16 protein-coding genes are annotated in these 12,678 nt (G+C 34.4%); 8 read left to right on the top strand and 8 right to left on the bottom strand.

The window, feature by feature from the left end; translation table 11 throughout:
- Positions 1–6 precede the first annotated feature (6 nt).
- From MKX67_RS07770 to MKX67_RS07755, 4 genes are all read right to left on the bottom strand, one after another.
- On the bottom strand, positions 7–1,407 hold the full coding sequence (locus tag MKX67_RS07770) for a hypothetical protein (protein ID WP_342489263.1): 1,401 nt from the start codon (positions 1,405–1,407) through the stop codon (positions 7–9).
- A 184-nt stretch (positions 1,408–1,591) separates the two neighbouring features.
- A complete protein-coding gene (locus tag MKX67_RS07765; RefSeq protein WP_095369903.1) occupies positions 1,592–2,308 on the bottom strand; it encodes an EcsC family protein in 717 nt (238 codons plus the stop codon).
- Positions 2,309–2,348: 40 nt separating this feature from the next.
- Positions 2,349–3,566 (bottom strand): ABC transporter permease, encoded by a 1,218-nt coding sequence (locus MKX67_RS07760; protein WP_342489096.1) that lies wholly within the window; start codon positions 3,564–3,566, stop codon positions 2,349–2,351.
- Positions 3,559–4,299: an ABC transporter ATP-binding protein gene (locus MKX67_RS07755; RefSeq protein ID WP_095369905.1), complete on the bottom strand. Its 741-nt coding sequence runs from the start codon at positions 4,297–4,299 to the stop codon at positions 3,559–3,561. The genes MKX67_RS07760 and MKX67_RS07755 overlap by 8 nt, the downstream gene beginning before the upstream one ends.
- 568 nt (positions 4,300–4,867) lie before the next feature.
- Between MKX67_RS07755 and MKX67_RS07750 the strand changes: the two genes are divergently transcribed.
- The 7 genes from MKX67_RS07750 to MKX67_RS07720 all read left to right on the top strand — a co-directional run bounded on the left by MKX67_RS07750 (position 4,868) and on the right by MKX67_RS07720 (position 9,748).
- Complete coding sequence (locus MKX67_RS07750; RefSeq protein WP_095373489.1) at positions 4,868–5,290, top strand: HIT family protein; 423 nt, start codon at positions 4,868–4,870, stop codon at positions 5,288–5,290.
- A gap of 302 nt (positions 5,291–5,592) precedes the next feature.
- Entirely contained in the window at positions 5,593–6,669 is a 1,077-nt protein-coding gene (gene serC / locus MKX67_RS07745; protein WP_095369906.1) for a 3-phosphoserine/phosphohydroxythreonine transaminase, read from the top strand.
- A gap of 127 nt (positions 6,670–6,796) precedes the next feature.
- The gene (locus MKX67_RS07740) at positions 6,797–7,324 is read left to right on the top strand and encodes a tryptophan transporter (protein ID WP_095369907.1); all 528 of its coding nucleotides are present in this window, start codon (positions 6,797–6,799) and stop codon (positions 7,322–7,324) included.
- A gap of 144 nt (positions 7,325–7,468) precedes the next feature.
- Positions 7,469–7,843: a YtxH domain-containing protein gene (locus MKX67_RS07735; protein ID WP_341091914.1), complete on the top strand. Its 375-nt coding sequence runs from the start codon at positions 7,469–7,471 to the stop codon at positions 7,841–7,843.
- A gap of 255 nt (positions 7,844–8,098) precedes the next feature.
- The gene (locus tag MKX67_RS07730; protein ID WP_224937656.1) at positions 8,099–8,674 is read left to right on the top strand and encodes an HTH-type transcriptional regulator Hpr; all 576 of its coding nucleotides are present in this window, start codon (positions 8,099–8,101) and stop codon (positions 8,672–8,674) included.
- A 248-nt stretch (positions 8,675–8,922) separates the two neighbouring features.
- Complete coding sequence (locus MKX67_RS07725) at positions 8,923–9,474, top strand: DUF3267 domain-containing protein (RefSeq protein ID WP_180316987.1); 552 nt, start codon at positions 8,923–8,925, stop codon at positions 9,472–9,474.
- 94 nt (positions 9,475–9,568) lie between these two features.
- Positions 9,569–9,748 (top strand): hypothetical protein, encoded by a 180-nt coding sequence (locus MKX67_RS07720; RefSeq protein WP_095369911.1) that lies wholly within the window; start codon positions 9,569–9,571, stop codon positions 9,746–9,748.
- 73 nt (positions 9,749–9,821) lie between these two features.
- On the opposite strand, the gene MKX67_RS07715 is transcribed toward MKX67_RS07720, so the two are convergent.
- Entirely contained in the window at positions 9,822–9,923 is a 102-nt protein-coding gene (locus MKX67_RS07715; RefSeq protein WP_095369912.1) for a YjcZ family sporulation protein, read from the bottom strand.
- Between the two features lie 63 nt (positions 9,924–9,986).
- The gene (locus tag MKX67_RS07710) at positions 9,987–10,076 is read right to left on the bottom strand and encodes a YjcZ family sporulation protein (protein WP_095369913.1); all 90 of its coding nucleotides are present in this window, start codon (positions 10,074–10,076) and stop codon (positions 9,987–9,989) included.
- Positions 10,077–10,357: 281 nt separating this feature from the next.
- Between MKX67_RS07710 and MKX67_RS07705 the strand changes: the two genes are divergently transcribed.
- A complete protein-coding gene (locus MKX67_RS07705) occupies positions 10,358–11,245 on the top strand; it encodes a peptidylprolyl isomerase (RefSeq protein WP_289433286.1) in 888 nt (295 codons plus the stop codon).
- 105 nt (positions 11,246–11,350) lie between these two features.
- On the opposite strand, the gene MKX67_RS07700 is transcribed toward MKX67_RS07705, so the two are convergent.
- Together MKX67_RS07700 and yhaM are read right to left on the bottom strand one after the other, a co-directional pair.
- On the bottom strand, positions 11,351–11,539 hold the full coding sequence (locus MKX67_RS07700) for a sporulation YhaL family protein (protein ID WP_095369915.1): 189 nt from the start codon (positions 11,537–11,539) through the stop codon (positions 11,351–11,353).
- A 191-nt stretch (positions 11,540–11,730) separates the two neighbouring features.
- Positions 11,731–12,675, bottom strand: a complete 945-nt coding sequence (gene yhaM, locus MKX67_RS07695; RefSeq protein ID WP_095369916.1) for a 3'-5' exoribonuclease YhaM — start codon at positions 12,673–12,675, stop codon at positions 11,731–11,733.
- Positions 12,676–12,678 lie beyond the last annotated feature (3 nt).

Genomic DNA, 12,678 nt, shown 5'->3' with positions numbered 1-12,678 from the left:
ATATCACTATATTAAAAACATCGCTACAATTGTTGTCACAATCAAACCAATGACGACAGGAAGAAAATTACGCCTCGCTAACTCAAATACATCCACTTTACATATAGCGGCAACGGGAATCATTGCCCATGGAATTAACGCTCCGCCACCTACCCAAATTCCTGCAATTTGACCTAAAGCAGTTAATGTTGCTGCACCATCACCAATCGCTGTACCAAACAAACTACCAATAGATCCAGCCAATGATATTCCTGAAAAACCTGATCCATCCAAGCCAGTTATTGCTCCTACTACCGTTAATGTAATCGCACCAACTTGTGCAGTTAATGGTACAACAGATGCAAGTGCAACGCCTAAATCGTTGACGATTCCATGTGAATGTTGAGGAAGCCGCTCTCCGATGATTGCTTGAAACCCAGCATCTCCCAAATAAAAGAATGCAGCAATTGGAATCACTGGTCCAAATACTTTAAACCCGAATTGAAATCCTTCGACTAAATAAGTGGTTATTTTTTCGAGGCCTTTTTGTCTATGAGAAAATAATGTAATCGTGAGTAAAATGAGAATAGCTGTACCCCCAATTAAAGCGGTTGCATCCCCTCCTTGAAGGTCGAATAAAAACATTACAACCACATCAATCACAAATAAAACGGGAATAAGAATAGCAAAAATCTTTTTTTGTATTGGTGTAAGTAGGTTTGCTTGCGGTAAATCAGTTGGTAAATCTGCACTTTCCGTCATAGCAGTTGACATATTAAGTTTGCCTGAATTCATATCCCTCTTAATAAAGAAAAACGCTGTTAAGGTGGTCACAACACCCATAACAATAACGAGTGGAATACTTGCTGAGATGACATCGCCAACTGGTAACCCTGCTGCGTCTGCAGTCAGTTTAGGAGCAGCTTGAATAACAAAGTCTCCTGATAATGCTATACCATGACCAAATAAGTTCATTGACATCGCTACTGCTAGTGCAGGTAGACCTGCTCTTAAAGCAACTGGTAATAACACTGCACCAATTAAAGCAACTGCCGGGGACGGCCAAAAGAACCATGAAATTCCCATCATTAAAATCCCTATTACCCAATAAGCTAACGTTGGTGTTTTAATCAGTTTTGTAAATGGTGAAATCATGACATCATTAATGCCTGTTGATGTTAATGTTTTACTCATACCTACAATAATTGAGATGACTAATATTGTAGGTAGTAATTCCGTAATAGCAAAAATAAAACTGTTAAAAATTCCACTGATCGAAGAATTAATCGAATTCGTTGCTGTGATCGTGATTAAGAATATCCCGACTATACAAATAAAGGTTGTATCTCTTCTAGCGACCATAAATCCAATAATTAATAAGATAAACACTACATAAATCCAATGTATTGCTGTTAATTCGACGCCCATGTTCGTCATTCTCCCCCCTCATCCATTTATTAGGCATCTGCCCTAATGGATTACTTTAAAATATGTTTGGGAGAAAAAGTTGTGTGTATCACCATTCGACATGGCCAATTTTTTTGTCGGAATTCCCCAGGAAATATGTTTTTATAACAAAAAAACCACAGAAGTAACATCTGTGGCAATTAGTTCAGTTATTTTGTTGGATTCTTCTTAACCGATAAGCATTTTTAGCGACCGCCCCTAATTGTTCCAATAAATGAAAATTAGCATAGGCACCAACTACAGCACCAATCCCAGGAATCATTTGTAACATTTTAATTAAGTCAATATGGTCCCTGTATTCTTGTTGAAATACCTGCCAGTCCATATCTACAAGCTCTGCTTTCCTATTTTCCCAATCTTCAATGATATCCATTGTTTCTCTCCGTTTATCATCACTTGAAAATGCTAATTGGAAAATATGAAGTAAAAATAATCTTTCTTCATATTCTGAAGTATCATAACCATATATCATTGCTGCTTCAAATAGGAACTTCATTTTTATGCTAAGAAGCAGTGGAAAATCTGCTAACCCACCTATAAATCCTACAGCACCTGTTCCTGCTCCTTCAACGGAAGCCGTGTTTCTGTATTTAATCAACGTCTCTGTTAACTTTTCATCTTGTTCCTGTAACGTAACCACTATATGAGAAGGTCTCTTAGTTGTATATTCACTCCCCCATAATGTAGCTTTTACCATATGTTTGATAGCATCTGTTATCAAGTGATGAGCTTTTTCTGGGATTAATCCATTGAATTTATCTTGGGCATGCTTGGATGTTCTTTTCCATAACCTTGACTTTTTCCGCATTTGATAAAGCCAATCTTTTACTTCTCTTGAGACAGCATCCTCATAACTCCCCATAATATCACACACTCCATTATCAATTATTACTTCTATCAGCTTACGATTGAGAACGCAATGTTTTCATCATATAAAGATATGCATAACCAACGGCTACTAACCCACTTAAAACGAGCACACCAAAACCTACAAAGAAACTTCCTTTTATCATAATGAGTAACGCATAAATGATGGCTTGAATGATTAGTACACGAGCAATTAACCATTTAAATGAATTTTCTCGAATTTTAACATCGACTGGATATAAATCTATCCATAATTTATTTTGATGTTGTCTCCACAATGGTACGAGTTGAAACCCAGTTAGATAGATAAAAAGCATGGCAATAACTATTTGTGCGATTCCATTATTAATAAAATAGATTAACACACCGCCGATGGCTGTTAAACGGAAAAAGATGCCTAGATAATCTCCCGTTCGGAGAAAAGTTCTTAAGTATAAATAATGAAAGGTGTTTTCCTGCTGATAGGAAACCGATTGTAACACCCAGTCCAACCATTTTCTCCGCTTAATTTGATCACGTAAATGTGGTACATCTGTAAACATATTTGCCACTCGATAAAACTTGGCCATTTTTCTCTCTTCAGATTGAATTAAGAATTCCCATTTTAATCCTTTTCCTTTTGTTTTCTGATAAAAATACAAATAAAGTAATAAAAGAATACCTATAGTGGCGACTGTGAACCCAATATGTGCTGAGCTAAATATGAAAAATAACAACGCAACATTAATGACGAATCTAACAAATGAGTCAATTAAATGGGTAGTATAATCCATCTCATATTGAACTCGCCAACGAATAAGCATATTCACACCCTTTACTAACAACAAAATAATTAAAAACGGAAAAAACGAACTGAAATCTCCTTGATTTACACTTGCATACATTGGCATTAACACGGCCAAGCCAATTAGAATTAAGTATGAGGATAATAAAAAGCTAGTTAAAATTGCTTTCTTGAAATACATACCTAGTTTATTCTCTAATGGCAGTAAAAACACACGATCTGCTTCTTCTAAAAATGTATAAATCGGGCTATATGTAACGATAAGACCAAGTAGAATGGCCATAATTTCTGCCACTGGAAAATCCGAAGTGAGCGTTTTTAGCCACTCTTGATAATAATAGGCCACTGTACCAATAAGAAATACCATTACAATAACGATGTGGCCATTGAAAATATATTTTAAGTAGCGACTTAGTTCCTTTGTTCTATTCGCAAAGCGATTCTTCCAGATACTTTGTATATCATTCATAATTTTCTTCCTTTGTTAACTGGATATATAAATCATCTAATGTAGCACCGGCCATATTAAATTGTACCCTTAGCTCTTCTAATGTGCCTTTCGCTCTAATTTCACCTTCATGTATGATCACAAAGCGATCACAATATCTTTCTGCAGTTGCTAAAATGTGAGTGGACATCAGGATACCTGCGCCGGTATTCTTCATTTTCTCCATTAAATTCAATAGTGATTGAATTCCGAGCGGATCAAGCCCTACAAAAGGTTCATCAACAATATATAAGGAAGGTTGAACAAGGAAAGCACACATAATCATTACTTTTTGTTTCATTCCTTTTGAGAAATGGGCAGGAAACCATTTTAAGCGCTTTTCCATCCTAAATTCCTTAAGTAACTGCGCTTTTCTTTCTTTTAAGGTTTCGCGTTCGAGTCCATAAGCCATAGCTGTCATTTCTAAATGTTCATCTAAGGTTAATTCATCATACAAAATAGGCGTTTCTGGTATAAAGGTATATTGTCTACGATACGCATCTTTGTCACTTAAGAATGTTTTCCCATTAATTGTTATCTCACCTTTATTTGGCTCCATAAGACCAATAACATGCTTGATTGTTGTACTTTTACCTGCACCATTCAGTCCAATTAATCCTACAATTTCATTCGGTTTGACATCAAAGGAAATACCCTTTAATACGGGATTTCTCGTATAACCACCTGTTACCTCTTTAATATTTAATAAAGTCATTTGATCGACCTTCCTTGTAAAAAGTTATTCTTATTGTAAGTAAATTAAAACCATATTGTAAAGAAAACAACTATTTTTTTGGGTGACGCATATCTCTTCTTATTACGGGCATTCTATTTTATGAAGGGGAATACAAATCAACATTCATTATCTTAATGAATGAACTTGAATGAGGTGTCTACGGCAGACAATAATCTTTCAAACCGATTGTAGCTTCAAATGCAACTATTAAAGGAGATGTTTTTATTGCACAAATGTAATGAAAACGCATTGAGCTTTTTTTAAACATTTAAATCGCTTTACCGAAAGTGGTTTAAATCATCATTTCTAAATGAGGTGTTTATTAAAGATACCAATTACAAGTAGTTTGTGATGGTAGTTATTCAATGCATTTAACAAAACTGTCAAATGAGGTGTTTGTTAAAGAGTATTTCCAAGAGTAGAAGCCAAGAAGCATTCCCCTTCAATTTCGGCAGGATTCTTATTGAATCCTGCTTCTTTTATTTATGATTTGTCTAATTTTATGATAAAATATGGTCAATTCAAGCATAAGGGAGATGAAAAGAATATGAGTGATTGCATCTTTTGTAAAATAGTAGCTGGGGAAATCCCATCAGCAAAAGTGTATGAAAATGAGCATGTCGTTGCATTTCTAGATATCAGTCAAGTAACCAAAGGTCATACGTTGATTATTCCAAAGGTTCATAAAGAAAATATCTTTGAATTAGATGAAGAAACAGCCCGTCACGTATTTGAAGCTGTTCCAGCCATTAGTCGTGCGCTTAAAGCAGAGTTCCAGCCTGATGGATTAAACACGATTAATAATAATGGGGAAATTGCTGGCCAAACGGTTTTTCATTATCATATGCACCTTATTCCTAGATATGGCCAAGGTGATGGTTTAGGTGTCGTATGGAAAACACATACTTCAGAATATACGCCTGAAGATCTCCAAATGATGTCACAACAAATACATAGTCATTTATCATAAAGCTTTTATCAGGCACAGCAAGATCTGTGTCTGATAAAACCTATTCACAAGTATTTCTATCAACCTCCCATGTAATTGTATCTACACTCAAGAATCCAAAGCCAATAAATATATATTTTCTCCTCTCCATCTCACTTTCCTTTAACCATCGTCCTAAAAGAAACCTTACTTAAAATATTTCTAAAAAAATTCAAAATCTTTTTAATTAATTCTGTACAAATGTGTTTTTTTTGATAACATAATGATATCTTTATTTCGCTACAGCGATATAGTACAACATTGTGAATGATGGAGGGAAAAGCATGAAACGAGCATTTAACTTTAATGCAGGTCCAGCAACTTTGCCATTTGCGGTCCTAGAAAAAGCAAAAGAAGCTTGGCTAGATTTTAATGGAACAGGTATGGCTTTAATGGAGTTAAGCCATAGAAGTAAAGATTATGAAATAGTACATAACAAAGCTATTGCCTCATTAAGAAACATCCTATCCATCCCAGATGATTATGAAGTTCTTTTTCTACAAGGTGGAGCGAGTTTACAATTTTCTATGATCCCAATGAATTTGTTAAAGCCAGATCAGACGGCAAACTATATCCTTACTGGCTCATGGTCAGATAAAGCATTAAAAGAAGCCAAAAAGGTTGGTTCCACCCATGTTGCTGCTTCGACGAAGGAAACGGGCTATCATCGCATTCCCGAGCTAGAGGAAATTAATTTGTCAGAAGATGCAGCTTATCTCCATCTAACGAGTAATAATACGATCTTTGGGACACAATGGCACCAATATCCAAATACACAAGTCCCGCTTATTGCAGATATGTCAAGCGATATCTTGTCCCGCCCATTTCAAATAGAGCAATTCGACCTTATTTATGCAGGTGCGCAGAAGAATTTAGGACCTTCTGGGGTAACAGTAGTTATTATTCGTAAAGAACTCATCCAAAGTCAACCAGCACTACCTACTATGTTAAACTATGAAACGTTTGCAAAAAATAACTCTTTATATAACACACCTCCAACACTAGCGATTTACCTTCTCTCTCTAGTTTTAGAATGGGTAGAAGAAAATGGTGGGATAGAGGCAATAAGCAAGAGAAATGAAGAGAAGTCTTCCCTCTTATACAATATGATTGATAATAGCAATGGCTTTTACATTGGGCATGCTGATGAGAAGAGCCGATCTCATATGAATGTCACTTTTAACTTAAAAAGCGAAGAACTTTCTACCAAATTCCTTGAAGAGGCGAAACAAATAGGATTTGTTGGGTTAAATGGACATCGCTCTGTTGGAGGATGTAGAGCATCTATTTATAACGCTGTTCCATTAGAACATGTAGAAGCTTTAGTATCATTTATGAAGAACTTCAAAGAAAAATATTAACCATAAAATAGATATGTTCATATGATATTTGTGATGTTATAATTAATAAAAGTTCTCGCTGCAAGCAATGAGTGCATTGTAGGAGAATACAGTTCAAAATGAGATTAGCTTGAGGAGAGATGAGAAAATGAAAAGTAAAAATATTGTGGCCCTTGCCCTTTTGGCAGGAATGGGTGTTGTCCTACATGCCATAACTCCACCGATTTTTATGGGTGTAAAGCCTGACATGATGTTAGTCATGATGTTTTTAGGCATTTTATTATTTACCGACGTCAAAAGCGTTGTTCTTATTGGACTTGTAAGTGGTATTCTTTCAGCCTTGACTACAGGATTTCCAGGAGGACAAATTCCTAATATTATTGATAAGCTGATAACTGCCTTTATCTTTTATGGTCTTTTGTCACTGTTAAAGAATATCAGCGCTAAATCAATTGTCGCTATTGTCTTAACAGCGATTGGCACACTGATATCTGGATTTATATTTTTAACATCTGCTTACATCATTGTAGGTCTACCAGGTGCCTTTATCGGGTTATTTGCAGCAAGCGTCTTACCAACCGTATTATTAAATGCCGTTTTAATGGCAGTATTGTTCCCAATTACAAAATCTATTAATAAAAGGACTAAATTAAATGAACATGCGATTCATTTATAAACGTCCTCACCTGTAGTAGACTACAGGTGTTTTTTTTATGTTTAATATAGCTACTAAGCGTGGAATATAAGGGGTAATAGATGTTCTTTTTACTGGATTCATGTATGATATACGTAGACATTAAAATTGAGAGGAGAGTTTAGATTGAAAGCGAAATCACTTTTTTTAGGCTTTGTCGTTGGCGGAGTAGCAGCTGCTGCAGCTACACTCTTTAATGCGCCTGCTTCTGGTAAAGATACCCGAAAATATATTACTGTACAATCAAAATCGGCTTCTATTCAAATAAAAGAATTAGGTAAACAACTAACTGATATCAAGAATCAGATCGTCCATGTAGGTGAAGAAGGGAAAGAAGCTCTTTCCACTTTAACCGAAGACGTATCATCTTCCATTAAACAATGGAAAAGTGAAATACTGCCCCATCAGCAAAACTTACAACAAGAAATCGCAAATATTGAAAAATCAATAGCTGAATTAGAACAAACATTAAAACATGCCAATCCAATGGACAAAGAATAAATATCCTTCTATTTTACAATCCTTCTTTTTTCTCTAATTATTTTAGAAAAAAAGAAGGATTTCTTATTTTAAAAAAGAAATCTAATATATTATGTTATAAAAATGGTTTGCTTTAAGATTATGCCAAATGCTAACAGAAGTATTACTCCTAAAAACAAGAAACAAAATCTAAAAATTATGCAAATTAATATCTTTATTAATTTTTGCTTTATTGGCATAATAAATATACAATAATAAAAAAGTAGGTGAAGCGAAATGTCAGAAACGAATTTCTCAATCAAGGAAGCCATGCTTTTCAGTCAAAGGGTTGCTCAATTGAGTAAAGCTTTATGGAAATCTATTGAAAAAGATTGGCAACAATGGATTAAACCATATGACTTAAATATCAATGAACACCATATTTTATGGATTGCTTATCATTTAAATGGCGCATCCATTTCTGATGTAGCGAAGTTTGGCGTTATGCATGTATCTACCGCATTTAATTTTTCTAAAAAGCTTGAAGAAAGAGGATATCTTGAATTTTCAAAAAGAGAAAGTGATAAAAGGAATACTTACATTAAATTAACGGATAAAGGTGAAAGCGTTTTTCTAGAATTAATGGAAACATATCATCCAGATAAAAATTCTGTTTTTTCAGGTGCGATGCCTTTAAAAGAATTATATGGAAAATTCCCAGAAATCATTGAAGTGATGGCCATTATCCGCAACATTTACGGAGATGATTTTATGGAAATATTCGAAAAATCATTTTCAAATATTGATAACGAATTTGAGGAAAAAGATGGTAAACTATTAAAGAAGAAAGAATATACAAAAGAATTAGTATAATTTTGTACGATAAAAGCGGAATTATAAACAAACTTCTCCGCTTTTTTATTTTGGTATAAAAGACAATATATTCATTGATTATAAAATAAAATAAAATAATGAAAACCCTTACATCCCTTCACTTTTATGTTGAAATATAACAATCATTTTTTTATCGAAAAAATGGTATTGATTTTTCTTAAAGAGGAGAGTAAAGTAGTGTTTGAATTTAAAACATGAGCGCTGAACTGCGAGGGATTATTTTGTTTATGAGCTGTGTAAAGGAGATAAATGTTAACAAGCAGTATGGACAATTATGGTTGGACTTCATGTCTGCTATACTGGCATTTACAGTCTTTATTATCACATATTTACCAATGAATTATTTGTTTCCTGATACAGTGATTAATACAGAAAGTTTAAGTATCTTTACCCTCTTTCTGATTGGATTGTATCCTATCCATAAATTGATTCATTATATTCCATTAATGCCGGTAAATAAAAATATAAAGAAATCGTTGGAATTACGATCAAAATGTGTACCCATGATACAATTAAAAGTCAATGAACCAGTACCTAAATTGATGTATCTAAGTGCTTTAATCGCACCAATACTATTTATTAATGGAACACTTTTGTTGTTAATGTTATCATTTCAACAATATGGAGCGTTTTTCATCATTCTTTTATCTTTGCATATTGGATTATCATGCCGTGATTTAATCTATATAAAAATCGTAATGAACACACCTAAATTTTCATATATTGAAGAGAATGAGGTTGGACTCAATATATTAATACAAATCAAGGAAACTAGATAAAATCCACTCTTCCAACCTTTTATACTATCTTTTTATGATTATTTTTGATATTGTAAAACAATAGACTACGATTGACTAGGGGAGGGAATCATCGATGATCTCCATTTTTATTATTTTTGCTGTATTTATTCTATACAATATTAACAGACTTACTTTTTCCTTATGTTTACAAAAGGAAATCCCAGAGGAGAAACAACCTAAAGTATATCGAACAATTAATGTTTTAATTACGATACTGCTTATTTCTTCCTTTGTTGAAATTGCATTTACTTAAAATAAATGTAAAAAAAGCGGCGAGATTTTCGCCGCTTTTTTCTCTCTATGGAAAAGCTTGAGGTATGAATTAATTAGCAAACCCAAGAAGCTCCAATAATTACTAATAAAATGAAAAGGACAACGAGTAAAGCGAAACCTCCACCGTATCCAAATCCTCCACCGCCGTGTGACATGGATTTTCCTCCCTTCTATCGTCCGTTATAAGTTCTTTCTTTATTGTCTTATAACGCTATTTTTTATAACCAAGCAGCACCTACGATGACTAATAGAATGAAAAGAACAACAATTAAAGCGAAGCCTCCGCCGTATCCAAATCCTCCACCCATGATAACACCTCCCTTATTAGGTTGTTACCACATACTATTCAAACACTCTGTCGTGCGAATAGGCGCGTATCTCGTCTTTTTATATTTTCTCTAAACTTCTTTGGACGAAATATCATTTTCAATTTCTTTATATCCTATGTTGGACTCTCCAGAATGGTTAGTCTAATACCCAAAATTTTCTTAAATAAACCTAATTTTGTAGTAAATATTTTTGTTAAGGAAATGATTTGTGTTATAGTATTTACTGTGTATATACAACAATAAACGTGGGAGTGTTCAACATGAAAAAATGGATTTTATCCCTTTCTGTTGCAACAGGTGTATTAGTTTTAAGCGCTTGTAGTTCAGGAGATTCTGAAGTAGTAGTCGAAACAGGAAACGGAAATATTACACAAGAAGACTTTTATCAAGCCTTGAAAGAACAATATGGTGAACAAGTTCTTCAAGAACTCGTTTATGAGAAAGTCCTCTCAGAAAATTATGAGGTTTCCGAGGATGAACTTAATGAACAAGTAGATACAATGAAAGAACAATTAGGTTCTAACTTCCAATTAGCACTTGCACAATACGGTATGGAAAGTGAAGAAGACCTAAAAGAAATGTTAAGAACAGGTCTAATGCAAGAAAAAGCGGCAATTAAAGATGTTGAAGCTACCGAAGAAGAAATGAAGGAATACTATGAGAATTATAAGCCAGAAATCCAAGCGCGTCATATTCTTGTAGCCGATAAAGAAACAGCTGAAGAAGTGAAAAAGAAATTAGATGATGGCGAAGACTTTGCAAAAGTGGCTGAAGAATATTCAACTGATACAGCATCTGCTGCCAATGGTGGCGATTTAGGTTGGTTTGGAGCTGGTCAGATGGTTGCAGAATTTGAAGAAGCTGCCTATGCATTAGAAGTAGATGAAATTAGTGATCCTGTTGAGTCACAACATGGTTTCCATATCATTCAAGTAACTGACAAAAAAGAAAAAGAATCATATGAAGATATGAAAGAAGAAATTGAATATCAAGTGAAAGTAGCGAAAGTCGACAGTACAATTATTCAAGAAGCAATGCAGAGGGAATTAGAAAATTCAGGTGTGGAAGTAAAAGATAATGATTTTAAAGAGTTATTCAAAGCTCCTGAAGCAGAAGCCAATGATGCTGAAGCAAAAGAAGAACAATAACATAAAAGACCTGGTTATATGACATAACCAGGTCTTTTCTTTGGTCTCGAACCCATTAGACTATTTATGGGTATATTTCCTTTCGTATCTATGGTTCGACCTTTATTATCCTTCTTGCCTTTCATATTGTTCTCGTTTGTCATCCCTAGCGGATTCTAACCTTTGCATATAAACTTCACCTTCCTGCTCAATTTGAGCAGTTTCCGCCTTTCTTTCATCCCTACCTGTCTTAATCGCCATAAATGCGCTAATGAAAATACCTGCAATCACAAAGTAAAGCCATATAGGTATCATTGGACTCCTCCTTACTCTCTTATTAGAAAATATGTCTGCTCGTCCCATAATATGCAAAAAATTTTTCATAACCATTTTGCTCACCTTACTCTCATTTCCATAGGCATCACGAACACATACACCCGACTGGTAAACCGCAAAAAAAGCAAGTTATGTGACATTCTTACATTTCACATACTTGCTTTTCTAAGTTATTCATGAAAGGTCGGCTTATAAAATGCCCGATTATCTAACGCAAAAACTCTTTCTGTGTATTCACCTGGTTTGACTCTAGATAATGATCGATCAAGCATATTCATTTTCGCATCTAAATTATCAATATAATGAATGATTTCCGCTTCTTTAATTAAAGGCGGTTTCGGGCTACCCCATTCTGCCTTACCATGGTGAGACAGAACAATATGCTGTAAAATAACGACCTCTTCTCCTTGAATTGATAGCTCCTCAGCCGCCGTCTCAATCTCACTTACCATGATGGAAATATGGCCGAGTAAGTTTCCTTTTACTGTATAAGTTGTGGATATAGGACCAGATAGCTCTGTAACTTTACCTAAATCATGCAGAATGATACCTGCATATAATAAATCCTTATCCAACGTAGGGTAAAGATTTGCAATCGCTTTAGCGAGATCTAACATTGAAACAACATGATAAGCTAAACCTGAGACAAATTCATGATGATTTTTAGTCGCTGCAGGATATTCTAGAAACTCAGCTTGATATTTCTTTAATAAATGTCTAGTGATTCTTTGAATATTAGGGTTTTTCATTTCAAAAATGTATTGTGTGACTTTCCCCATCATTTCTTCAGCGTCAATAGGGGCAGTTTCTAAAAAGTCTGCTAACTTTACCGTATCGTTTTCATTTGACGTACGAATCTGTCTTATCCGTAGCTGTTGTCGTCCACGATAATTTAAGATATCTCCCGCCACTTTGACAATTGTTTCTGGCACGTAATTATTTTCATCCTGTTCGGAAACATCCCAAAGTTTTGCTTCGATATCCCCACTTTTATCTTGAAAAATCAAAGTTAAAAAAGGTTTACCGTTACTTGCCACACCTTTTGTAGCATTTTTTATTAGTAAGAACAATTCAACCTGCTCTCCTGTATCGTAATAAACAATTCCTTTAGTCATCGT

Source organism: Cytobacillus sp. FSL W7-1323 (assembly GCF_038595015.1).
Taxonomy (GTDB): Bacteria; Bacillota; Bacilli; order Bacillales; family Cytobacillaceae; genus Cytobacillus; species Cytobacillus kochii.
Note: the sequence above shows the minus strand (reverse complement) of the source record. Positions and strands in the feature narration are given on the sequence as shown.

Coding starts and splice junctions, on each gene's coding strand:
- MKX67_RS07770 (WP_342489263.1), bottom strand. CDS start 1,407: ATGGGCGTCGAATTAACAGCAATACATTGGATTTATGTAGTGTTTATC.
- MKX67_RS07765 (WP_095369903.1), bottom strand. CDS start 2,308: ATGGGGAGTTATGAGGATGCTGTCTCAAGAGAAGTAAAAGATTGGCTT.
- MKX67_RS07760 (WP_342489096.1), bottom strand. CDS start 3,566: ATGAATGATATACAAAGTATCTGGAAGAATCGCTTTGCGAATAGAACA.
- MKX67_RS07755 (WP_095369905.1), bottom strand. CDS start 4,299: ATGACTTTATTAAATATTAAAGAGGTAACAGGTGGTTATACGAGAAAT.
- MKX67_RS07750 (WP_095373489.1), top strand. CDS start 4,868: ATGAGTGATTGCATCTTTTGTAAAATAGTAGCTGGGGAAATCCCATCA.
- serC (WP_095369906.1), top strand. CDS start 5,593: ATGAAACGAGCATTTAACTTTAATGCAGGTCCAGCAACTTTGCCATTT.
- MKX67_RS07740 (WP_095369907.1), top strand. CDS start 6,797: ATGAAAAGTAAAAATATTGTGGCCCTTGCCCTTTTGGCAGGAATGGGT.
- MKX67_RS07730 (WP_224937656.1), top strand. CDS start 8,099: ATGTCAGAAACGAATTTCTCAATCAAGGAAGCCATGCTTTTCAGTCAA.
- MKX67_RS07725 (WP_180316987.1), top strand. CDS start 8,923: ATGAGCTGTGTAAAGGAGATAAATGTTAACAAGCAGTATGGACAATTA.
- MKX67_RS07720 (WP_095369911.1), top strand. CDS start 9,569: ATGATCTCCATTTTTATTATTTTTGCTGTATTTATTCTATACAATATT.
- MKX67_RS07715 (WP_095369912.1), bottom strand. CDS start 9,923: ATGTCACACGGCGGTGGAGGATTTGGATACGGTGGAGGTTTCGCTTTA.
- MKX67_RS07710 (WP_095369913.1), bottom strand. CDS start 10,076: ATGGGTGGAGGATTTGGATACGGCGGAGGCTTCGCTTTAATTGTTGTT.
- MKX67_RS07705 (WP_289433286.1), top strand. CDS start 10,358: ATGAAAAAATGGATTTTATCCCTTTCTGTTGCAACAGGTGTATTAGTT.
- MKX67_RS07700 (WP_095369915.1), bottom strand. CDS start 11,539: ATGATACCTATATGGCTTTACTTTGTGATTGCAGGTATTTTCATTAGC.
- yhaM (WP_095369916.1), bottom strand. CDS start 12,675: ATGACTAAAGGAATTGTTTATTACGATACAGGAGAGCAGGTTGAATTG.